This window comes from Nocardia sp. PLKS1-43, from assembly GCF_059510335.1.
In genome coordinates this window covers 477,384-499,733 of the sequence record NZ_JCAJZQ010000003.1, presented here as the reverse complement: position 1 = coordinate 499,733, position 22,350 = coordinate 477,384, and the positions used below count along the sequence as shown (strand labels likewise).

Sequence of the window (22,350 nt, the reverse complement as noted above, 5' to 3'; positions counted from 1 at the left end):
TCAGCGAGAGCCGGGAGGGAGCCGGCGAGGATCGCGGGAATCGAGTTCGGCGGGAGTCGCAGTCCCGGTCACGGTTGTGCGGCGGTCGGCCGGGGCCAGGTCGTAAGTGGTTGGCGCAGAGGCGGTTCGGCCGGCGGGGTCGACGACCGTGGCGGGGAGCTGGGGATTGGAATCGGAGGAGTCGACGGTGACCTTCCGGGTGCGGCGGAGGGTGAAGGTTATCTCCTCGGTTTCCTCGAAGACCTGGCGGACCGTGCGCAGCGGATGGGTGGCGGTATCTATGGCGTCGGTGACGAAAGAGGGGACCAGGGGGCGGATCCAACGGGCGGCGGTGTCGGTGAAGGGGACGGTGCCGACGATGGGGAGTTCCAGGCCGCCGGATTTCGGAGCGGGGGCCACCGCGTCCCGGGGCAGCGGGGCGGGCAGGTTCGAGGGCTCGGACATGGTGTTCTCCTGGGAGTTCGGCGTCGGGGTGGCCGGAAGTTCCGCCAGTGCTTCGAATTCCGCGACCGCGCGGCGCTGCGGCTCGGTGACGCCGATTTCCACCGCACCGATCGAGGCGATGACGCGGCGACGCTGGTTTTCCCGATCGATGACGGTGTCGGCGTGCACGGCCAGGCGCGCGCTCGCCAATTCCTGCTCGGCGCGCAGTGTTTCGGCCTCGGTACGGACCTCGGCGCGTTTGACGGCGATGGCGGCCTCGGCATCGCGCGCGGCGCGATCGGCGACGGCCCGGGCCGAAACGCGGCGATCGAAGGCCGTCTCCCCGCGCCACCAGCGGGACAGCAGCGGCAGCAGGGCCAGCGCGACGGTGATCACGAGTGTCGCCAGACGCAGCACAAACGCACCGGCATCTGCGAAGGTGTAGCCGTTCAACGCGATCCAGCGTGCGCCGAGTCCGCGATCGCCGGTCCGCAGGGCGGCCGCGCGGGCCTGATCCAGCGCCTGCTGCCGCTGGGTCACGCGATCCTGGCTGGGCTGCGCCTGGGACTGTGCGGCGGCCAGACGGGCGCGCGCGTCATCGAGCATGCTGTTGTCGGCGCGGGTCTCGGGGCCCTGGCCGGGGACCCCGGTGATCTCGTTCTGCGGACATTCCGGGGTCGGGTTGTACTCGCAGCGGGCGACGATCAGGGCCCGCTGGATATCGGACTGCGCGCCGGTGATCGTCCGGGCCAGGGCGTCGCGGTCGGCTTTCGCCTGATCCAGAGCATTACGGGCGGTGACGACAGAGGTCGCGGATTCCGCGTCGTGCCTGGCGTTCTCGTCCAGGCGGTGATCGATCGTCCCGCCCAGCAGGACGGTGCTCGCCAGTTCGGCGACGACCACACCCGCCAGGACGGCCACCGCGGCGCGACCGATCAGCTCGCCGCCGAGGCGAACTCGCGAACCGTCGCGTCCGGGCAGCGGTGCGGTCGCCGCCGCGCGAGAGATGCTTCCGATCAGGAGCATCGAAAGCGCCGCCGCGATGATCACCACGATCACGGCCCACTCCGCTGCCGCCGTCGCCAGCGCGACGACCGCGCCCGACAGCGCCGTGAACAGCAGCACCAGCGCACCCGTCACGGCGTACCCCGACCGTTCGTGGTCCTCGGCGATCCGCGTACCCGCGCCGCCGAGCCAGGTCAGCCGGTCGGTGGTCCGAACTCGTAGTGCGTGAACGAGGTCCGTACCCACGCCCGGCGCGCCCGCGTCACCCCGGGCGGCGGCGGTGGATTCGGCGCGGGACGCGTCCGTGCCGGATCGGGCCGGGTCCTGATCCATCGGTTCCGAGATGTGGGGGCTGGTCATGGATTTCACATCCTCTGCATCCCAGGCGGTTTCGCGGCCGGCGAAGTCGCCGGCATTCGTGGTCGCCGCAGGTGAACGGCGGCGAGACGGTCGGGCGGGGCGGATTCGACCGCACGAATCGGCTCCAGCGTGACAGGCCGGCAGCACTCGCGCCGAGTCCCGTCCGCAGGTTGTGGTCAGCCTCACAGTGTTGCGCGACGGAACACGAATCTTCGGTGAGGAAACGAAAATTCGTATCCGGAATCCGATATCCGGTCGTTACCGTGGTGGAGTGGCGTTCGTCCGCGCACCGGCGCGACGGGGTGGCCCGCGTTCGCATCTCCGCACAACAACCGTCAGGAGTGTCTCCAGTGCGTACGTCCGTGTTGATGGCCGCGGTCGCGGTCGCGATCGGGGTGATGTCGGTTGAGGTGGTACCCATGACGATCGATCCGACGGTGCCGGCCGCCCACGCGCAGGCCCCGGCCGACGCCCCGGTGAGCTCCGATCCGCTGATCGATCTGCTGCTCGAGCGTCTGAATACGGCCGATGCCGTGATCGCGGCCAAATGGGTGGGTGCGGCCGACCGGAATCCGGTGATCGACGATCCGGCCCGCGAACAGGTGGTCTACGACTCGATGAGCCGGGCCGGAGCCGCGCTCGGACTGCCGGAGAGCTGGGTCCGGCAGGTCTTCGCCGGCCAGATCGAGGCCAACAAGATGGTGCAGCGCGGACTGCTCGCGCGCTGGCGGCTGGATCCCGCTTCGGCGCCGCGGACCTCGCCGGATCTGACCGCGGTCCGGCCGATCATCGATCGGGTGAACGGGGAGATCCTGCGTCAGCTCGCCCAACGGCGGGCCGAACTACGCGGCCCGACCTGCGCGGAACGGTTGTCGACCGGGGTGTTCGGCGTATTCACCGGTAGCCGGACCGACACCCTGCATCGGATGGCGTTGGTACGCGCGGCCGCCGCGGTATGCGGATGACCGCGGCACTGTGACATACCCAACACGACCGGTTTGCTGAACATGTGCCAAACTGTGAGATTGGTAATGAGACCGTACGGTCTGAACATTGCAATGGCTCGTAGTCTCCGTGTCCGCGCGGTCTCCGCCGTGTGTCCGGGAAGTTAGCCGCATAACAGTCGGTTTGTCCGGACGCGGGCTTGGGAATTCTCTATCGATGCAGGTTAGAGGGCATCTAGCGGCCTACGTGCAGGATGCGCGGGCACGAACCGGTCGCAACGGGCAACAGTGGCATACGCGACTGAGCGATCACCAAACTCTGCTTTACACTGGTGAGCGCGTAGTTAGTGGAGGACCGATGGAGACGCCCAGGTAGACGCTGTTCTTAGGGAACCTGAGTTGGTTGGGCGCAGGTCCTGACTTATCGTTTGCTCTTACGCTGGGCACGAAATGCCCGGCTGAATCGCCCGAATCGGTCACGAGCCGGGGGTCGCGGAGACCCTCGTGTTCGCACAGCCGGACCGAAGGGGCGGCGCGGGCACGGTGTGTGGAACACGGAAGGGCTCCGCAACCGCCGAGCACCCGACTACGAACCGGAGCGGGTGGACAACTGGAGAGTTGACTGCACGAGACGACCATCAGCGTCGCTGGTCTGACGAACCCTCCGGGGCGCAGTCTAGACGGAGGCGTTCGACGAAGGCCATATTTCTTCGAAGGCCTGATTTTGAAGGCAGAGGCATGACGCAACTACCTGGCCACAGGTCACCGGGGTCCGATCGATTGCATCGCAATCCGGGGCCCACCGGTCTCTACGACCCGGCGAACGAACACGACGCCTGCGGTGTCGCGTTCGTCGTCGACATGTACGGCCGCCGCAGCCGCGACATCGTCGACAAGGCTATTACGGCGTTGCTGAACCTGGAGCACCGCGGTGCCGCGGGCGCAGAACCCAACAGTGGTGACGGCGCGGGCATTCTGATCCAGCTCCCGGACAAGTTCTTCCGGGCCGTGCTGGCGGAGAGCGGCGCCACCTTCGAGCTTCCGCCGGAAGGCTCCTACGCCACCGGTATCGCCTTCCTGCCGCAGGCCCGCCGCGAGGCCGCCCGCGCCTGCTACGGCGTGGAGCGCATCGTGCGCGAGGAGGGCCTCGCGGTTCTGGGCTGGCGTGAGGTGCCGATCGACGAGACCTCGCTCGGCGCGCTGGCCCGCGACGCGATGCCGACGTTCCGGCAGCTGTTCATCGCCTCGCCCAAGGATTCCGCCGAGCAGCTCTCGGGTCTGGACCTGGACCGTCGCGCCTACGTCGTGCGCAAGCGGATCGAGCACGAACTCGGCCAGTCCGGCGCGGGCGAGGGCTCGGTCGGGCGTGAAACCGTCTACTTCCCCAGCCTGTCCGCGCAGACCTTCGTCTACAAGGGCATGTTCACCACCCCGCAGCTGCGGGCGTTCTACCTGGACCTGCAGGACGATCGGGTGGAATCGGCGCTGGGCATCGTGCACTCGCGCTTCTCCACCAACACCTTCCCGTCCTGGCCGTTGGCACACCCGTACCGCCGGGTCGCGCACAACGGTGAGATCAACACCGTCACCGGTAACGAGAACTGGATGCGCGCCCGCGAGGCGCTGATCGAGTCCGAAGTCTTCGGCGTCGACGAGCAGGGCCGCAATCGGCTGGACAAGATCTTCCCGGTCTGCACTCCCGGCGCGTCGGACACCGCGCGCTTCGACGAGGTGCTCGAACTGCTGCATCTGGGTGGGCGCAGCCTGCCGCACGCGGTGCTGATGATGATTCCCGAGGCGTGGGAACGCCAGGAGGCGATGGATCCCGCGCGCCGCGCGTTCTACCGCTACCACTCCTTCCTGATGGAGGCGTGGGACGGCCCGGCGTCGGTGTGCTTCACCGACGGCACCGTGGTCGGCGCGGTGCTGGACCGCAACGGCCTGCGGCCCTCCCGGATCTGGGTGACCGACGACGGCCTGGTCGTGATGGCCTCGGAGGTCGGCGTGCTCGACATCGAGCCGTCCAAGGTGGTCAAGAAGGCTCGCCTGCAGCCCGGCCGGATGTTCCTGGTGGACACCTCGCAGGGCCGGATCATCGGCGACGACGAGATCAAGACCCAGCTGGCCACCGAGCACCCGTACCAGGAGTGGCTCGACGACGGCCCGATCAAGCTGTCGGACCTGCCCGAGCGCCCGCACGAGCACATGGTGCACGACCGGGTCAAGATCCGGCAGCAGATCTTCGGGTACAGCACCGAGGATCTCAACCTCCTGATCTCGCCGATGGCGACCACCGGCGGCGAGGCGCTCGGCTCGATGGGCACCGACACCCCGATCGCGGTTCTCTCGGCGCGGCCCCGGCTGCTGTTCGACTACTTCTCGCAGCTGTTCGCGCAGGTCACCAACCCGCCGCTGGACGCGATCCGCGAGGAGGTCGTGACCAGTCTGCGCAGCATGATCGGACCCGAGTTCGATCTGCTGCATCCCGGTCCGGAGTCCTGCCGGCAGATCACGCTGACCCAGCCGATCCTGGACAACGACGAGCTGGCCAAGCTCGTGCACATCAACGACGACGGCTCCCGTCCGCAGCTGCGGTCGGTGGTCGTGCACGGTCTGTACCCGGTGCGCAAGGGCGGCAAGGGTCTGCGCAAATCGCTGCAGGCGATCAACGAGCAGGTTTCCTCGGCCATCGCGGGCGGTGCGCGGATCATCGTGCTGTCCGACCGCGAGTCCAACGAGAAGCTCGCGCCGATCCCATCGCTGCTGCTCACCGCCTCGGTGCACCACCATCTGGTGCGCGAGCGCACCCGCACCAAGGTCGGCCTGGTCGTGGAGGCCGGTGACGCCCGCGAGGTGCACCACATGGCTCTGCTGGTCGGCTTCGGCGCGGCCGCGATCAACCCGTACATGGTGTTCGAGTCGATCGAGGACATGATCGAGCGCGGCGCGTTGAAGATGCCGGGCAGCGGCGGCGTGGTCTGCGACGACTACGACGCGGCCGTGCGCAACTACAACAAGGCCGCCGGCAAGGGCGTGCTGAAGGTGATGTCCAAGATGGGCATCTCCACGATCGCCTCGTACCGGGGCGCGCAGCTGTTCCAGGTCGTCGGCCTGTCGCAGGAACTGTGCGACAGGTACTTCACGGGTCTGAAGTCCCCGCTGGACGGCATCGGCCTGGACGAGATCGCCGACGAGGTGGCCGCGCGGCACCGGATCGCCTTCCTGGAGAACCACAACGAGCGCGCGCACCGCGAACTCGAGGTGAGCGGTGAGTACCAGTGGCGGCGCGAGGGTGAATACCACCTGTTCAACCCGGACACGGTGTTCAAGCTGCAGCACGCTACCCGCAGCGGTCAGTACAAGATCTTCAAGGAATACACCAAGCTGGTCGACGATCAGTCCGAGCGGCTGGCCTCGCTGCGCGGTCTGTTCAAATTCCGTGGCGACGAGCGCAATCCGATCCCGATCGACCTCGTCGAACCGGCCTCGGAGATCGTCAAGCGGTTCTCCACCGGCGCGATGAGCTACGGCTCGATCTCCGCCGAGGCGCACGAGACGCTCGCCATCGCGATGAACCGCCTGGGCGGGCGCTCCAACTCGGGTGAGGGCGGCGAATCGCCCGCTCGCTTCGAGCCGGAGGAGAACGGCGACTGGCGGCGCAGTGCGATCAAGCAGGTGGCCTCGGGACGTTTCGGCGTCACCGCGCACTACCTGAGCAACTGCACCGACATCCAGATCAAGATGGCCCAGGGCGCCAAGCCGGGCGAGGGCGGTCAGCTGCCCGCGCACAAGGTCTACCCATGGGTCGCCGAGGTGCGGCATTCGACGCCGGGCGTCGGGCTGATCTCGCCGCCGCCGCATCACGACATCTACTCGATCGAGGATCTCGCGCAGCTGATCCACGACCTGAAGAACGCGAACCCGCAGGCTCGGATTCACGTGAAACTTGTCGCCGAGCCGGGCGTCGGCACGGTCGCCGCGGGTGTGTCGAAGGCGCATGCCGATGTGGTGCTGATCTCCGGCCACGACGGCGGCACCGGCGCCTCGCCGCTGACCTCGCTCAAGCACGCCGGCGGCCCCTGGGAGCTCGGCCTGGCCGAGACGCAGCAGACCCTGCTGCTCAACGGACTGCGCGACCGGATCGTGGTGCAGGTGGACGGTCAGATGAAGACCGGCCGCGACGTCATGATCGCCGCACTGCTGGGCGCCGAGGAATTCGGTTTCGCCACCGCACCGCTGGTGGTCTCGGGCTGCATCATGATGCGGGTCTGCCACCTGGACACCTGCCCCGTGGGTGTCGCTACGCAGAATCCGGTGTTGCGCGAACGGTTCACCGGCAAGCCGGAATTCGTCGAGAACTTCATGCTCTACATCGCCGAGGAGGTGCGCGAATACCTGGCCTCGCTGGGCTTCCGCACCCTCGACGAGGCCATCGGCCGGGTCGACCTGCTCGACACCACCAAGGCCAAGGAGCACTGGAAGGCCGCCAAGCTCGACCTGTCGCCGATCCTCGACGACGTCGAGACCGCGTTCATGTACCAGGACCGGCGCAACACCAAGGGCCAGGACCACGGTCTGGACCGGGCGCTGGACAACCAGCTCATCGCCGAATCGGCCGATGCGCTCGAGCGCGGCAAGCCGGTCAAGTTCGAGACCCGGATCACGAACGTCAACCGGACCGTCGGCACCATGCTCGGCCACGAGGTGACCAAGCTGTACGGCGGCGCGGGCCTGCCCGACGACACCATCGACATCACGTTCACCGGTTCGGCGGGCAACAGTTTCGGCGCGTTCGTCCCGGCGGGTATCACCCTGCGGGTGTTCGGTGACGCGAACGACTATGTCGGCAAGGGACTTTCGGGTGGTCACCTGGTCGTGCGCCCGCCGTTGAACGCTCCGGGCGAATTCGTCGCGGAGCAGAACATCATCGCGGGCAACGTCATCCTGTTCGGCGCGACCAGCGGTGAGGCGTTCATCCGCGGCGTGGTCGGCGAGCGGTTCGCGGTGCGCAACTCCGGTGCGACCGCGGTCGTGGAGGGCGTGGGCGATCACGGCTGCGAGTACATGACCGGCGGTAAGGTCGTCATCCTCGGTGAGACCGGGCGCAACTTCGGCGCGGGTATGTCCGGCGGCGTGGCCTACCTGTACAACCCGCACGGGACGTTCGAGAAGAACATCTCGCCCGAGCAGGCCGATGCCGTCGAACCGCTGTCCGGTGACGATTTCACCTGGCTGCACGACATCGTCGCCCGGCACCGCGACCAGACCGGCTCGGCCGTGGCCGATGCCATTCTGGGTGACTGGTCGCAGCAGGTGACGCACTTCGTCAAGGTTATGCCGCGCGACTACAAGAAGGTCCTGCTCGCTATCTCCGAGGCTGAGAAGGCAGGACGCGACGTGGACGCCGCCATCATGGAGGCCGCCCGTGGCTAGGACGTGCAGGCCGCCCGTGGCTGGAACTTTGGTGCGACGCACCGGAATTGAAGGGTGCGCCGGGCCGGCGCTGACGTGTGGAGTCGAGAATGGGTGACGCCCAAGGCTTTTTGAAGCACACCAAACGGGAGCTTCCCGAGCGGCGGCCGGTGCCGCTGCGGCTGATGGACTGGAAAGAGGTCTACGAGGAGGGTTTCTCGCACGAAACCCTGCGGACCCAGGCCAGCCGTTGTATGGATTGTGGCATTCCGTTCTGCCACAACGGTTGTCCGCTCGGCAACCTGATTCCCGAGTGGAACGATCTGGTCTACAAGGGCCAGTGGCGCGAGGGTATCGACCGTCTGCACGCGACCAACAACTTCCCGGAGTTCACCGGGCGGCTGTGCCCGGCGCCGTGCGAGGCGTCCTGCGTGCTGGGCATCAACCAGGATGCGGTGACCATCAAGCAGGTCGAGGTCGAACTCATCGAGAACGCTTTCGACGAGGGCTGGGTGACCCCGGTCTACCCGACCCGGTTGACCGGTAAGAAGGTCGCCGTGGTGGGTTCGGGCCCGGCCGGACTGGCCGCTGCCCAGCAGCTCACCCGGGCCGGTCACACCGTGACGGTGTTCGAGCGCGACGACCGGATCGGCGGTCTGATGCGTTACGGCATTCCGGAATTCAAGATGGAGAAGCGCTTCATCGATCGTCGCCTGGCGCAGATGGAGGCCGAGGGCACCATCTTCCGGCCCGGCGTGAACGTGGGCGTGGACATCACCGCCGAACAACTGCGCGAGCAGTTCCACGCGGTGGTGCTGGCCGGTGGCGCCACCATCGCGCGCGATCTGCCGGTGCCCGGACGGGATCTGGACGGAATCCACCAGGCGATGGAATTCCTGCCGCTGTCCAACCGGGTGCAGCTCGGCGACCCGATCACCGACGAGAACGGTCTGCCGCCGATCCATGCCAAAGACAAGAAGGTCGTCATCATCGGCGGCGGCGACACCGGCGCGGACTGCCTGGGCACCTCGCACCGTCAGGGCGCGGTGAGCGTGCATCAGTTCGAGATCATGCCGCGTCCGCCGCAGGAGCGTGCCTCCTCCACCCCGTGGCCGACCTACCCGCTGATGTACCGGGTCTCCTCGGCGCACGAGGAGGGTGGCGAGCGCGTCTACTCGGTCAACACCGAGCGGTTCGTCGGCGAGGACGGCAAGGTCACCGGCCTGCAGGCGCACGAGGTGCAGATGGTGAACGGTCGCTTCGAGAAGATCGAGGGCACCGATTTCACGCTCGACGCCGATCTGGTACTGCTGGCAATGGGTTTCACCGGTCCGCAGAAACCCGGTCTGCTCGAGGATCTGGGCGTCGGCTACGACCAGCGCGGGAACGTCAAGCGGGACAAGAATTTCCAGACCACGGTTCCCGGGGTGTTCGTCGCGGGCGATATGGGCCGGGGGCAGTCGCTGATCGTGTGGGCCATCGCCGAGGGACGTTCGGCCGCCGCCGCGGTGGACATCTTCCTCGAGGGTGAATCGGCATTGCCCACGCCGATCGTGCCGACCACCGTCGCGCAGCGCTGATCGGATAGGCGGTACAGCTCGACCGACAGAGCGCCCGCGAACATTCTTGTTCGCGGGCGCTTTTCGTTGTTCGCCCGATTTTTCCCGCCGATCCGGAACGAAACCAGGTCGAGTACGGGACGTCGGATGGCACTGGCGTGCCCATCCATCTATTCTTGATCACGGTGCGGTGTCGACGGGCAAACGATCCGATCCCGGACTCGCGAGAGTTCGACAGTTCGTACGCCCACGGTTAACCGAACTGCAACCCGGCTACCACACCATTGTCTGGAAAAACTTGGGATGCCCAATCCTGGGCAGGCTGAAACTGGAGCGGTATGCGGTTGAAACGGGTTGCTGCGGCTGCGGCCGCGGTTGCGTTGTCGGGGTTGTCGGGTGTGATCTTCGGAAGTGGTGCCGCTACAGCGGCTCCCGCGTGCCCGAACCTATACGTCGTGGCGATTCCCGGTACCTGGGAGACCGGTCCGGACAAGGCCGAGCACATGCGCGGCCCCGGCATGCTCGCCGGCGTCACTCGCAATATGCCCAGCGGCACGCGGGTCGACTACGTCAGTTACGCCGCTACCGCGTTCCCGTGGGAGGGCGACGTCTACGGCAGGTCGAAGGGCCAGGCGGTCAACAACGCTCGCGGCATGATCAAGGCGATGGCGACCCGATGCGCGGCGACCAAGATCGCGATCGTCGGCTACAGCCAGGGCGCCGACGCGGCCGGTGACGTGGCCGCCGAGATCGGCACCGGTATCGGGGTCGTGCCCCCGGGCCGCATCACTGGCGTCGGCCTGATCTCCGACCCGCGTCGCTCGCCCACCGACGTCCAGGTCGGCCCGCCTGCAGGCGGCGCCGGTGCGAGCGGTCCCCGCCCGGGCGGTTTCGGTTTCGTCAGCGATCGGGTGCGGACCATCTGCGATCCGCAGGACCTGTACTGCTCCACCAAGGCCGACGACTTCGTCACCCGGTTCGCGGGCTTCCTGGCCGAGACCTCGGATCCGAATCCCGCGAGCATGTGGCGCTACCAGCTCGAGGCCGGTTCGATCGTGGGCGATCTGATGTCCTCCGGCGGTATCGGCACGTTGGGGACTCAGCTGAGCGAGGGCGCGAACAAGAAGCGCGTCCAGCAGTTGGAGAAGTTCTACGGCTCGGGTGCGCACACCTCGTACGGCAGCTATTCCGTGGGCGGCGGCCAGACCGCGACGTCCTGGATGCACAACTGGATCGCCGGAATGGCCTAGCGGCACGGGCGAGTTCGATCGACGAGGGCCACTTCCCGCAGCGGAAGTGGCCCTCGCCGTATCCGGGGACGATCAGCCCGCGGAGCCGGTCGGCGGAAGGAACTGCGGGATCTGGGGACCCTGCGGGAACTGCGGTCCCTGCGGGCCGGGGCCGTTGTGGTGGTCGTCGCCACCCGGTCCGCCACGGTGGTCTCCACCTGGCCCGCCCTGGTTGTGCCAGTCGACGGCGATTGCGTTCGGTGCGGCTGCGAATGCGGGGACGGCCACGGCCGCCACGGGAACCACGGCCAGGGCGCCGGCGAGGGCAACACGGCTCACGATGCGGCGGGTGCGGGTTGTCTTCACGGAGACTGCCTTTCGATAGATTTCCGGCCACCTTCGCGGTGGCTATGGAGTCCATCGAAACGTCCGTCGCTGGGTGCGTGTTATGTCCCAGCTGGCAATCGGCTGGGACCGCGAAGGACGGGCGCTGAGCTGCCGAAACGCGCTGCAACGGAGAACGCGTCGAATTGTTCCACGCCCCTGGCCGATTCGCATCCGGCACGGACGACGAGGGCCACTCCCGCACGGGGAGTGGCCCTCGTTCACCCGGTGGCCGTGTCGTCGGCGGTCACCGAGGGGGTATCAGCCGGCCGAGCCGGAGGGCGGTGCCCACGGGCCTTGGTTCCAACCGTGATCCCAACCCGGGAAGCCCGGAAGCCGGTGGTCCCAATCGTGGTGGTCCCAGTCGTGATTCCAGGGACCGTGATCCCCGTCGTGGTCCCAGTCGTGGTGACGGTCGACCTGGATGGCCGAGGGAGATGTGGTGTCGGCCAGGGCCGGACCGGCCATTGCGGCGAGCGGAACGGCGGCCAGGGCGCCGGCGACGGCGACGCGGGCCACCAGTCGCCGGGTACGTGTCGACTTACTCGTGGAGAGCAACGAACTGCCTTTCTCTGGAGAACATGACCGCAGATCACGTGCGGGTCACGGTGTCTCATCGAACGATCGATCCTCGAGACGAGCGTCCGATAAACCTCATAATCGGCTGAGAATTCACACCGACTGTGCGGTCGCCATGATACGTGCGTAAATCACATATCGTGCGTACCGAGGGACAGTGGCGCAAATGTGACGAGCGGTGCGCGCGTGCGGAATTGGCGCGATCGAAGAATAGTCGATGGTGCGCGCGGCCGCATGCCGGTGACCGATCGGATGCCGTGCGCGCGGCGCATCGCGCACCGCGTTGCCGTTCGGGCCCGGAATGCGATTCGAGCTGGATTGTGTGCCAATGGATTTCGCGTCGGCGGCTTTGCGCTCAGCCGGGGGCTGCACTACGCTCGGCTGTCGAGCTGTCCACCGTTAGGGGATCCCCGGACCCATGACCGATTCCGCGTCATCATCGACGCCCCAATGGGTCGTCCAATCAGTTCCGCCCGAGTGGGAGCCGCCGCAAGGCCTGATCGATGCCGCGGCCGTGAATTCCGGTGGGTCGGTGATCGATATCGACCCGGCCTGGGTCGACGATCCCAACGGATTCGTGCCGCCCGGGGCGGTCCGCGGCCTGTTCCCGGTGGACGAGCAGGGCCGGCTGGTCCGGGAATATCACCGCAATGCCGCGCACACTCCGCCGCGGGACGACTTCCGCAAGCTGTACGTGGACAACGAGGTTCCGTTGCTGGTGCTCGGCGACGATCCGGAGGCCACCGTTCGCGCGTACCTGACCGATACGCTGACCGCGCAGGTGGCAGGCACCGAGGTGGAATGGATCTGGGTCGCGGACGCGCCGGGTCACCAGGTCGCCGGGAAGCCGATCGAGAACGATCGGGTCGCCGTCACCCGGGTCGCGCTGGGTATTCCGTTCGCCATGTCGGTGCGGGCGCCCGGACGCGATCGCGAGGTGCTGGCCGGGACGTTCACCATCATCTGGGCCGGACTGGACGAACCCGAGCATCGCGTGCGGCTGTGGCTGGATCTGGGCGAGTCGCGGGAATGGGCGGTGGAGCATTCCCGATCCGCATGCACGAGGTGTAGCGGGCGAATTCAGCGGCCGGGCAGATTCCGGGGCAGCAGATCCCAGACGTGCCCGTTCTCGTTGATCGTGGCCACCGTGCGATTGCCCGTGCGGGAGTACAGAATTCGCGTGATCGAACAGTAGTCGATCGGGAAGGTCAGCGGACGCTCCAGATTCAGGATCCGTTGGGTCAGTACATTGATCACCCCGCCGTGCGCGAACGCCACCACGGTATCGGCGTGCTCGGCCGCCGCGACGATCTCATCGACCGCCGCGGAAACCCGGGCGAAGAATGCGGCGCCATCGATCTGCTCGGGTAGATGTCCCGCCTTGATCCGCCGGTACACCGCGGCGAAACGCGCCTGCGCGGAATCGGATTCGGCTGCCTCCCCGGAGCCCTCGGCGGCCTTGCGGGCGTCCTCGATCGGCAGGTAGACCGGCAGATCCCGGTCGTATTCGGCCAGCCCGTCGAAAATATCCACGGGCAGGCCGAATTTCGCGGCGCTCGCCGCGGCGGTGGATCGGGCCCGGCGCTGCGGACTCGACACGATGCGGGCGATGCGGTGACCGCCGCCCTCGAGCCGGGCCAGCGCGTCGGGCACGCGCGCGGCCTGCTCCAGCCCGATATCGGTCAGATCCGGATCGGCGGGACCGTCGACGGCGACCAGACGTTCCGGTTGGGCATGACGTACGAGTACCAGCTGCACGCCATTACTGTGCCGTATGGCCGCGAACCGCCGTCATCCCGGCATGCCCCGAGGGCGGCACGCGGCTCAGGTGCGCGGCTTGACCAGCGGGAACGGCAACGTCTCGCGGATGCTGCGCCCGGTGATCAGCATGACCACGCGGTCCACGCCGACGCCCAGGCCGCCGGTCGGCGGCATGGCGTGTTCGAGGGCCTGCAGGAAGTCCTCGTCCAGTTCCATCGCCTCCGGATCGCCACCCGCGGCCAGCAGCGACTGTTCGGTGAGCCGCTTGCGCTGTTCGATCGGATTGGTCAGTTCGCTGTAGGCGGTGCCCAGTTCGACGCCCCAGGCCACCAGATCCCAGCGTTCGGCGACGCCCGCGATGCTGCGGTGGGCGCGGGTCAGCGGCGAGACCGAGGTGGGGAAGTCGATGTAGAAGGTCGGCTCCTCGGTGCGGTCCTCGACCAGGTGCTCGTACATCTCCAGCACGATCTGGCCCGCGTCCCAGCCGCACTGGTACGGCACCCCAGCCTTCTCACACAGCGCGCGCAGCCGTTCCACCTCGGTGTCGGCGGTGATCCGCTCGCCCAGGGCCTGCGAGATCGCGTCGTGCACGGTCTTGACCGGCCAGTCCCCGGAGATGTCGACCTCGGCCAGCGAACCGTCCGGCTGCGGGCGCATGGCGACCATCTTTCCGTTCGCGGCGAGGGCGGCGTCCTGGATGAGCTGGCGGCAGGCGTGCATCATCCGCATGTAATCGCTGTGCGCCTCATAGGCTTCCAGGATCGTGAACTCCGGATTGTGGCTGTAGTCCACACCTTCGTTGCGGAACACCCGGCCCAGTTCGAACACCTTCTCCATACCGCCCACGCACAACCGCTTCAGATACAGCTCGGGTGCGATACGCAAATACAGGTCCAGGTCGTAGGCGTTGATGTGGGTCTGGAACGGGGTGGCGTTCGCGCCGCCGTGCACCTGTTGCAGCACAGGCGTTTCCACCTCGAGGAAACCCCAGCCGTTGAGCGTGTCCCGCAGCGAACGCACCACCGCACTGCGTTTGGCCAGCATGTCGCGGGTGTCGACGTTGATCGCCATGTCGACGTAGCGCTGGCGCACCCGGGCCTCGGGATCGGCCAGACCGCGCCATTTGTCCGGCAGCGGGTGCAGGCATTTGCCGATCATCCGCCAGTCCTGCGCGAGCAGCGACAATTCGCCGCGGCGACTCGCGCCGATCTGCCCGCTGACCTCGATCAGATCTCCCAGGTCGAAGAATTCGTCGAACGCGTGCGCCCGGTCCACGCCGACCCGGCCGCGGTCGATGACCAGCTGGATATCGCCGGACCAGTCCCGCAGCACCGCGAAGATCACGCCGCCGTAGTCGCGGATGCGCAGCAGCCGCCCGCACACGCGCACGGTCGTGCCCTTGGGTGAGCGGCGGGCGTCCAGGACCGAATGGGTGGGCGGGTAGGCGACCGGATAGGAATCGATCCCGGCCGCCTCGAGCCGGGCGACCTTGTCCATCCGCACCCGCACCTGTTCGGGGCGACGCGGACCGCGCTGCTCGAGTTCCTCGGGGGGCGGCTCCGGCGGGCTCCCGTCGGCATGCAGGCCGGTCATGGTCGGCGGGACGGCCGAGCGAATGCCGGTGTGCCGCATGGGATCCGGCTGCTTGCCGAAACGCGGCAGGAAACCCTCGGCCAGCGCGCTGGCCACGGCCACCCGGAGCAGTTGACGGCGCTCCTCGAACAGGGAGAACCGGGGCACCCACTGCGGCTGGTACTTCACATTGGACCGGTACAGCGCCTCGAGCTGCCACCAGCGCGAGAAGAACATCAGCACACCGCGCCACAGCCGCAGCACCGGACCCGCGCCGATCCGCCCGCCCTCCTCGAACACCGCGCGGAACACCGCGAAGTTCAGCGAGACCCGGGTGATGCCGTACTGCTCCGAACTCAGCGCCAGCTGGGAGATCATCAATTCCATGACGCCGTTGGGGCCCTTGGGATCTCGCCGCATCAGCTCCAGCGAAACGCCGGTGCGGCCCCACGGGACCAGCGAGAGCATGCCCAGGACGCGTTCGGTGGCTCCGGCTTCGCCGTTGCCGGGGGCGACGGCCTCCACCAGCAGGCAGTCGCCGTCCAGCGGATCGCCCAGCCGGCCCAGCGCCATGGAGAATCCGCGTTCGGTCTCGGTGTCGCGCCAGGCGTCGGCGTTCGCGATGACGCGGGAGAATTCCTCGGGGGTGATTTCGTTGTGCCGCCGGATGCGCACGGTGATGCCCTGTTTGCGCAGCCGGTTGGCGGCCTGACGCACCTGTTTCATCTCCGGGCCCGCCAGGGAGAACGTGCGGGTCTCCAGAATCGCCTCGTCGCCCAGCCGCAACGCCGACAGCCCGGCCCGGCGATACGCCGTCGCGCCCAACTCGCTCGCACCCATCACCGCCGGAGCCCAGCCGTACTGGTCGGCCAGGCGCAACCACGCGTCGATGGCCTGCGGCCAGGCTTCCTTCGGTCCGATCGGATCGCCCGAGGCCAGGCAGACGCCCAGTTCCACGCGATAGGTGACCGCGGCCTTACCGCTGGGCGCGAAGACGACGGCCTTGTCGCGCCGGGTGGCGAAATAGCCCAGTGAGTCCTCGACGTCCGAGCGCTCGAGCAGCCCGCGCAACGCGGATTCGTCCAGTCCGGTCAGGGCGTTGGACGCGCGCTGGGAGCTGAACAGCACCATCGCCGCCGCCATCACGGCGAGGAATCCGAAGAAGCCGAGCAGCAGATCCACGAAATGTCGCGGGCGGCCGTCGAAGCTGTCCGTGTTGACCAGAATCGCCGCGGTCACCTTGGACACCGCCCAGGCCGGGCGTTCCACACCGCGCGGCAGCGTTCCCGGCAGCAGTTCCACCAGACCCCAGCCGAGCAGGAATCCGGTGGCCAGTCCGCCCGCCAGGACGCCGAGCGCCTTCCACACCGCCGCGCGGCGGACCTGGGTGTAGAACTCCGGCCAGGCCGCGATCAGCAGGCCGATCACCAGGACGTGGACGATCAGCGCGATCAGCGCGCTGATATTGCGTTCGTCACCGAATTCGATGGCGTTCGCGGCCGCGAAGGACGCCATATAGGCCACCAGCAGCCACCACGCGATACGTTTGCGGCTGGCCGTCGCGCCCGCGAGCAGACCGATCATCAACGCCCACACCAGCGAGGTCTCGGGGGCGTCGAAGTAGTAGTCGTCGATGTAGTGCCGCGGCACCTGCGTGATGAACCGCAGGCCGGGGGAGATGCTCCACAGCATGCACAGCACCGAGAAGGTGCCCAGGACGAGTCCGGTCAGATGCGGAACCTCACTGAGCCGTCCGTGCGCGCGATGCGGTACCTCCGGAGACCGCGGGGTGCGCTCGGCGTTGTGCCGGCGGTCGGGTTTGGAGCGCCGGCGCTCGGAAGGCGCTACGCCGGATGTCGATGTCACCGAACCAGTGTGAATGTTGACCTCGCTCGAATGCGGAACGTCGGCGTGCATGTCCGTGCCCGGTGTGTGCGCGCCGAGGTCGCCGCGGGGGGTGGATGTGCCGCCGCGGGCGCGAAAGGTGAAGATGTTACCCATGTCGGATCCAGTCGATGTGCCGATCGATGACGAGGTCATTCGACTCGGGCAATTCTTGAAGCTGGCCAACCTGATCGATAGCGGCTCGGAGGCCAAGACCGTGATCGCAGCCGGTTTGGTGCGCGTTAACGACGAGGTCGAACTGCGGCGCGGTCGTCAGCTGCACGCCGGGGACGTGGTCACCATCGCCGGACATCGGGCCCGGGTCGGCAACGGGGGCTGACGCCGCGCCGCGGGCTCATTCGGCGCGCACGACGATTCCATCGTGATCGCTGTAGAGCATCTCGCCGGGGACGAAGGTGACGCCGCCGAATTCGACCGGCACATCGCGTTCGCCGGAACCGGTCTGGGTGCTCTTTCGCGGGTTGGTGCCAAGGGCCTTGAGGCCGATGTCGAGGGTGCGCAGGATCGCCGAATCGCGGACCGCGCCGTTGACCACGACGCCGGCCCAGCCGTTGCTCACCGCGCGTCCGGCGATGATGTCGCCCACCAGCGCGGTGTGCACGCCGGCGCCGCCGTCCACCACCAGCACCCGGCCCTCCCCGGGTTCCCCCAAGGTCTGTTTGACCAGGAGGTTGTCCTGGAAACAGCGGATCGTGACGATGCGGCCCGCGAATGCCTCGCGCCCGCCGAACTGCGTGAACTGTGTGTCACAACTGCGGATCTCCGGACCGATCTCATCGGCGAGGTCTGCGGTGGCGACGGTATTGGCTGATTCGGTCACGGCTGCAAGCTTGCCATGGTGCCCGTCGGCGTTCCCTGAGACCTTTCTGCGAGCTTGGTCCGGGCTGTCGATTCCCGGACCGTCCCGGGGCGGACAGCTGGTCAGGCCGTGACGGACAGGGTTGCGGCCAGTCCGAACACCACCGCGATCGCCACCACCTCGATGACCGCGCGGCGCAGCGAATCGTCCGCGGACAGGCGATGGTCCGCCGCCGCGGGTACCCAGCTGCGGCGCGACCACCAGCCCAGGGCCAGCAGTCCGCTCAGGAGAACGGCCTTCGTCAGCAGGATCCGGCCGTAACCGGTGTCCACCAGGGGCGTGAGTCCGCCGACCTTGACCAGTCCGTCGATGATGCCGCTGATGCCGACCGCGGCGACCGCGGGCAGCGCCCAGGCCGAATATCGCGGCAGCACCCGGGCCCATTCCCCGCGCGAACGAACCACCAGAGCCAGGGCCAGCAGCAGTCCGAACCAGGCCGCGGCGCCCAGCACGTGGACGGCCGCGAAGACCGCACCCAGCGGTTGCTGGGACATGTGCCCGGTGATCGGCCGCAACTCCAGGGCCACGGCCGCGAACATCAGCACCAGATCGACCGCGGCCCGGTCCGGCTGCCGGTGGGCCAGCGCGCAGTATCCGGTCACCACGGCGGTCCCGACCAGGATCGCGATGCCGACCTGGCCGCTGCTGACGTGGGCCAGATACGTGCCGAACGCCCCGGTGCCCAACCGGCTCACCGGCACCCCGACCACCTGCGCCGCCGCGCAGGCCAGCACCGCGAATTCCAGGACGGTCCAGATTCCGCCGACCACGGCCAGTTGCCGCCACGGCGGATCGATCCTGTGATGCAGCCGGGGCAGCGCGGCCAGGCCGACCACGGTGGCCCCGGCGCAGTCCGCCAGGGCGCGGACCGGCGCCTCGGACTGCAGCGGGTCCGGCGCGGCCAGCGCCCAGGCCAGCACAGTGCCCAGGACCGCGGCCGGGACGACCAGCAACAACGTCGACCGCAGGGCGGATGAGCCGCCGCCGGTCGTCCTCCCGCTCACCGCTTACTCGTCTTCTTCCCGTTCTTACCGCCGAGCAGGGCGAAGGCCAGTCCGCCGCCGAACAGCACGACCGCCCCGACGATGAACACCCAGACCGGAACCCCGCCGGACCCGCCACCGGAACCGCTCGCGGGGCCGGCCTTCGGTCCGGGCGTCCCGTGTCCGGCCGTGGTGAGGGTGAAGCTGCGGGTTCCGCTGACCGGATGGCCGTCCGCCGAGGTCACCCGGTAGGCCATCGTGTACTTGCCCGCCGGACCGAGTTCGCGGACCGCGATGCTGACCCGCGGACCGTCCACCACGGGCTGCCCCTCGGACCACAGATTGTGGTCCGGCCCGACCACGGTCACCGACGGGAAACTGGGCTGCAGATTCTCGTTGAACGTGAACGTTACCCGGGCCGGTCCGGTGGACAGCTGCGCGCCGTCCGCCGGATCGACCGAGACGAGGACCGAATGCGCCGCGGCCGGACCAGCGCCGAGAACGGCCAGTCCGGCGGCCAGCAGCGCGACCGCGACCGCGCCGAGCGTTCGGCGGATCATGAGCGTCGGCCCCGGACCAGCGCGCCCAGACCCAGGGCCGCACCGAGTGCGCCGAGAACCAGTCCGATGCCGCCGAGCCAGCGGGCGGTGGAATCGGATTCGGACGTGGTGGCCGCCTCGCTCGTGGCGCTCATCGGGTGTTCGTCGCCGGATCCGGCCGCGGCCAGGCTCAGCGTCGGGACCGGGTTGTCCGGCTCCTTGCCGTCCGGTCCGGTCGGCTGATTCCAGCTGACGACCTTGCCGTCACTGTAGGTCTGCACGGCCGGGAACTCGGCGTGATCCTGTTTGGGCAGCGGGGCGAGAAGAACCGTGAACTGCTGGAACTGATTCGGCGCGATGCCCGGGGTGCCGGGGTCGGCGGTCCAGGTGACGGTCGTGTACTGATTCTTGTCGTTCTTGTCCAGTTTGGCGGTCCATCCCGGCAGCGGCTGGGTGCGGGCCTCGTCCACGGCGGGCAGGGTGACCGCGAGGCTGGTCGTGGACGCGGTCTCGGATTCGTCGGGGACGCGGAAGGTCAGGACGGCGTCGCCGCCCTGCGTCGCGCCCGGGGAGGTGACGTGGACGTGGGCGGCGGCGGTGCCGGTGGCCGGCAGGGCCAGCGCGGCCGCGGCGGCCGTCGTGAGCAGGGCGCGCGAAATTCCGATGGGCATGAGTGTGTGCTTTCTGCGTGGAAAGGTGATGGGCGGTGATCGGGCGTGATCAGGCCGGCATCGGAGGGGCGCGCGAGCCCGGGGGTCCGGCATGCAGAAGGCGGTGAATGTTCGAGGTCCGGTCGGCCCAGCGCGCCGCGCGAGGTGCGGGTGATAGCGGTCGCGCGGGTCCGGAGAGCGTCCGGATCGCCCGGGAGACGACCGTGTACAGCCGTTCGGCGGCGATGATGAGAATCGCGCAGACCAGCGTGGCGAGCGCGTGGGCGGCGGCCATCGGACCGCCGAACGGACTCGCGGTGGCCAGGAATGTGCCTGCCGCACCGCAGGATTCGCGGCCAGCGGCCATCGGGTCCGGTCCGGCCGAAACGGACAGTGCCAGATGCGCGACCAGCTGTCCGGTGGCCACGGCTGCCAAAAGGGCTGTGCGAGAAGGGGTTCCGGCCGGAACCGGAAGCAGGGTCGCGATCGCGCCGATTCCCGCGGCGGCACACAGCAACAGGGTCAGCGGCGCGGAGCCGGGCCAGCCGCCTCCGGCCGAACCGTGCGCGGCCACCGCGAGGGCGGCGACGGTAGCGCCGACGAGCACACCACGAAAGGGTCCGGCGGCCGTTCGGCCTCCGGACCCCGGTGCTGGCGTGCGGCGCATCGCCGGTGGGTCGATCGGTGGACGGGTCAGCGCACGCCCAGGCGGGCGAGCACATCGGATTCGACGCCGGACAGCTCGTTGGAGATCGAGGTGTGCACCGCGCGGCGGCGCGGGGCGGGCATCTGCTCGGCGGTGCGGACCGCGGCGGTCAGGCTGTTCAGCCGGTCCCGCGAGGCGGTGACGAACTGCTGGGTCTCGGCGTCCTTGGCGGAGGAGTCGGCGATCTTCGACAGCGCCGACTCCGCACCGCTGATTCGCGCTTGCAGGCGCGCGCCGTGCCCGGAGAAGTCGCCGAGTTCGTCCAGTCCGATGCCCAGGCGCTGCGCGCGGCGGGCGTCGATCTGCCCGCGCAGGAAGGTCGCGGCCCGGTAGGCCAGCGGCGCGAGCACCGGGATGAGAACCCGGGCCACGCCCAGATACTTCTTGACCTGTCCGGCGCTGAACAGGTCGCGTTCGGCCTTCTCTGCTGTCTTCAGTGCGGCCTTCTCCTCGGCCTTGAGCGTCGAGATCTGCTGTTTGGCCACCGCTCGCTGGGTGCGCGCCTCCTCGCGATGACGCTTGCGCTCGTTGCGCGCGGAGAGTCTGGCCTCCAGCCCGGCCTTGTGCTTGAGGGCCTTCGCCTCGGCTTTGCGGTCCGCGCGCCGCTTGCGCTTGGTGAACAACCCCATTGCAGCCTCCTGAATTCTCGGCCTCCGCTTCGCTACGGCAAAGTTCGCGGCCCCCGAGGCCCGTCGTTACCGGGCCGCCGCGTGCTGCTTCGTCGCATGCGCGGCGCCCCCGAAACGATGAGCCGGCCGCAAACCCGTTGTGCTTGCGCAGTGCCGTGTCGCCGTTGGTTCGCGGTGGCCTACCGGCCAGTTTTGCGTGGTACGTACTCGGTGAAATGTATACCCGACTCGGGTCGTCGTAGCACTACAGCCCGCGACCAACTCCCGCCTCGCCGGACCCGCCCGCGTTTCGCCGCGCCGACCCGGCACTTCCGGCCACGTCCACCCTGGACAACACGATCTCCGAAGGCCACGGTCCGGACCGATCCCGGACCGATCCGCACCCGCACCGCCCGGCTCACCCACCCCTACCGCAACGACCCCGCTCTGCACCGCCGGCCCGGCGCGGACCCGCCCGTTCATCGCGGCCCGCCACTTGCGATGGCCACGGACGAAACGATTCTTATCGATCGGCAACGACGCACGGCCAACCACCGTTATGCAGCGCCGAGCAGGGACCGCCCAGGCTCGTCCCGGCCTCGGAAACATCACCTCCGAGGCCGTAGCCCATTGGATACTGGACCGCTCGATGCGCTGACGCGCGGCGCGCCCTCGACTCGTCTACGTTGTGGAATGCCGACCGGGCCCGCCCAGGCTCCTCCTCCCTCGGAAACATCACCTCCGAGGCCGCGGCCCCGCCGGAGCGAAGCGGAGGCCAAAATTACAGCCTGTCGGTGGTGGGGACCATACTGCTAAGCGTGGAATCGGGCAGTGGTGACCGTGAAGGTCTCGAGGACAGCGGTGATCCGGCG

At 68.4% G+C, this 22,350-nt stretch carries 17 protein-coding genes; 6 read left to right on the top strand and 11 right to left on the bottom strand.

The features are described 5' to 3' along the window. Positions 1-1,788, bottom strand: coding sequence for a DUF4407 domain-containing protein (locus AC5WS7_RS14075; protein WP_495954907.1), 1,788 nt, complete (start codon positions 1,786-1,788; stop codon positions 1-3). A gap of 350 nt (positions 1,789-2,138) precedes the next feature. Between AC5WS7_RS14075 and aroQ the strand changes: the two genes are divergently transcribed. The 4 genes from aroQ to AC5WS7_RS14055 all read left to right on the top strand — a co-directional run bounded on the left by aroQ (position 2,139) and on the right by AC5WS7_RS14055 (position 10,953). Beyond that, complete coding sequence (gene aroQ, locus AC5WS7_RS14070) at positions 2,139-2,753, top strand: gamma subclass chorismate mutase AroQ (protein ID WP_495954906.1); 615 nt, start codon at positions 2,139-2,141, stop codon at positions 2,751-2,753. A 759-nt stretch (positions 2,754-3,512) separates the two neighbouring features. Further along, the gene (gltB, locus tag AC5WS7_RS14065) at positions 3,513-8,165 is read left to right on the top strand and encodes a glutamate synthase large subunit (protein ID WP_495955178.1); all 4,653 of its coding nucleotides are present in this window, start codon (positions 3,513-3,515) and stop codon (positions 8,163-8,165) included. 89 nt (positions 8,166-8,254) lie between these two features. Continuing rightward, on the top strand, positions 8,255-9,724 hold the full coding sequence (locus tag AC5WS7_RS14060; RefSeq protein ID WP_495954905.1) for a glutamate synthase subunit beta: 1,470 nt from the start codon (positions 8,255-8,257) through the stop codon (positions 9,722-9,724). 317 nt (positions 9,725-10,041) lie between these two features. Beyond that, entirely contained in the window at positions 10,042-10,953 is a 912-nt protein-coding gene (locus AC5WS7_RS14055) for a cutinase family protein (protein WP_495954904.1), read from the top strand. 72 nt (positions 10,954-11,025) lie between these two features. Here the strand turns inward: AC5WS7_RS14055 and AC5WS7_RS14050 are convergent, their stop codons facing one another. Both AC5WS7_RS14050 and AC5WS7_RS14045 read right to left on the bottom strand, forming a co-directional pair. Further along, positions 11,026-11,298, bottom strand: coding sequence for a hypothetical protein (locus tag AC5WS7_RS14050; protein WP_495954903.1), 273 nt, complete (start codon positions 11,296-11,298; stop codon positions 11,026-11,028). A gap of 279 nt (positions 11,299-11,577) precedes the next feature. Further along, a complete protein-coding gene (locus AC5WS7_RS14045; RefSeq protein ID WP_495954902.1) occupies positions 11,578-11,835 on the bottom strand; it encodes a hypothetical protein in 258 nt (85 codons plus the stop codon). A 478-nt stretch (positions 11,836-12,313) separates the two neighbouring features. Between AC5WS7_RS14045 and AC5WS7_RS14040 the strand changes: the two genes are divergently transcribed. Further along, on the top strand, positions 12,314-13,090 hold the full coding sequence (locus tag AC5WS7_RS14040; protein WP_495954901.1) for a hypothetical protein: 777 nt from the start codon (positions 12,314-12,316) through the stop codon (positions 13,088-13,090). Here the strand turns inward: AC5WS7_RS14040 and AC5WS7_RS14035 are convergent. Both AC5WS7_RS14035 and lysX read right to left on the bottom strand, forming a co-directional pair. After that, the gene (locus AC5WS7_RS14035) at positions 12,976-13,653 is read right to left on the bottom strand and encodes a histidine phosphatase family protein (RefSeq protein WP_495954900.1); all 678 of its coding nucleotides are present in this window, start codon (positions 13,651-13,653) and stop codon (positions 12,976-12,978) included. The genes AC5WS7_RS14040 and AC5WS7_RS14035 overlap by 115 nt on opposite strands. A gap of 66 nt (positions 13,654-13,719) precedes the next feature. After that, positions 13,720-17,229 (bottom strand): bifunctional lysylphosphatidylglycerol synthetase/lysine--tRNA ligase LysX, encoded by a 3,510-nt coding sequence (lysX, locus tag AC5WS7_RS14030; RefSeq protein ID WP_495954899.1) that lies wholly within the window; start codon positions 17,227-17,229, stop codon positions 13,720-13,722. On the opposite strand from lysX, the gene AC5WS7_RS14025 reads away from it, so the two are divergent. Continuing rightward, positions 17,228-17,452 carry an RNA-binding S4 domain-containing protein gene (locus AC5WS7_RS14025; protein ID WP_495954898.1) on the top strand — a complete coding sequence of 75 codons (225 nt, stop codon included), beginning with the start codon at positions 17,228-17,230 and terminating at the stop codon, positions 17,450-17,452. The two genes, lysX and AC5WS7_RS14025, sit on opposite strands and share 2 nt — an antisense overlap. A 15-nt stretch (positions 17,453-17,467) precedes the next feature. On the opposite strand, the gene rraA is transcribed toward AC5WS7_RS14025, so the two are convergent. From rraA to AC5WS7_RS13995, 6 genes are all read right to left on the bottom strand, one after another. Continuing rightward, entirely contained in the window at positions 17,468-17,953 is a 486-nt protein-coding gene (gene rraA / locus AC5WS7_RS14020) for a ribonuclease E activity regulator RraA (protein ID WP_495954897.1), read from the bottom strand. 101 nt (positions 17,954-18,054) lie between these two features. Further along, a complete protein-coding gene (locus AC5WS7_RS14015; RefSeq protein ID WP_495954896.1) occupies positions 18,055-18,996 on the bottom strand; it encodes a CopD family protein in 942 nt (313 codons plus the stop codon). Continuing rightward, entirely contained in the window at positions 18,993-19,535 is a 543-nt protein-coding gene (locus tag AC5WS7_RS14010) for a copper resistance CopC family protein (RefSeq protein ID WP_495954895.1), read from the bottom strand. The genes AC5WS7_RS14015 and AC5WS7_RS14010 overlap by 4 nt, the downstream gene beginning before the upstream one ends. Next, positions 19,532-20,185, bottom strand: a complete 654-nt coding sequence (locus tag AC5WS7_RS14005; protein ID WP_495954894.1) for a YcnI family copper-binding membrane protein — start codon at positions 20,183-20,185, stop codon at positions 19,532-19,534. The genes AC5WS7_RS14010 and AC5WS7_RS14005 overlap by 4 nt, the downstream gene beginning before the upstream one ends. A gap of 49 nt (positions 20,186-20,234) precedes the next feature. Then, positions 20,235-20,771, bottom strand: coding sequence for a hypothetical protein (locus AC5WS7_RS14000; RefSeq protein ID WP_495954893.1), 537 nt, complete (start codon positions 20,769-20,771; stop codon positions 20,235-20,237). 86 nt (positions 20,772-20,857) lie between these two features. Further along, the gene (locus AC5WS7_RS13995; RefSeq protein ID WP_495954892.1) at positions 20,858-21,499 is read right to left on the bottom strand and encodes a DUF6474 family protein; all 642 of its coding nucleotides are present in this window, start codon (positions 21,497-21,499) and stop codon (positions 20,858-20,860) included. Positions 21,500-22,350: the final 851 nt, after the last annotated feature.

Excerpts from the sequence above, each read along its gene's own strand:
- AC5WS7_RS13995 (WP_495954892.1), bottom strand. The coding sequence starts at position 21,499 with ATGGGGTTGTTCACCAAGCGCAAGCGGCGCGCGGACCGCAAAGCCGAG.
- lysX (WP_495954899.1), bottom strand. The coding sequence starts at position 17,229 with ATGGGTAACATCTTCACCTTTCGCGCCCGCGGCGGCACATCCACCCCC.
- AC5WS7_RS14005 (WP_495954894.1), bottom strand. The coding sequence starts at position 20,185 with ATGCCCATCGGAATTTCGCGCGCCCTGCTCACGACGGCCGCCGCGGCC.
- AC5WS7_RS14010 (WP_495954895.1), bottom strand. The coding sequence starts at position 19,535 with ATGATCCGCCGAACGCTCGGCGCGGTCGCGGTCGCGCTGCTGGCCGCC.
- AC5WS7_RS14040 (WP_495954901.1), top strand. The coding sequence starts at position 12,314 with ATGACCGATTCCGCGTCATCATCGACGCCCCAATGGGTCGTCCAATCA.
- AC5WS7_RS14075 (WP_495954907.1), bottom strand. The coding sequence starts at position 1,788 with ATGACCAGCCCCCACATCTCGGAACCGATGGATCAGGACCCGGCCCGA.
- AC5WS7_RS14060 (WP_495954905.1), top strand. The coding sequence starts at position 8,255 with ATGGGTGACGCCCAAGGCTTTTTGAAGCACACCAAACGGGAGCTTCCC.
- AC5WS7_RS14025 (WP_495954898.1), top strand. The coding sequence starts at position 17,228 with ATGTCGGATCCAGTCGATGTGCCGATCGATGACGAGGTCATTCGACTC.
- AC5WS7_RS14055 (WP_495954904.1), top strand. The coding sequence starts at position 10,042 with ATGCGGTTGAAACGGGTTGCTGCGGCTGCGGCCGCGGTTGCGTTGTCG.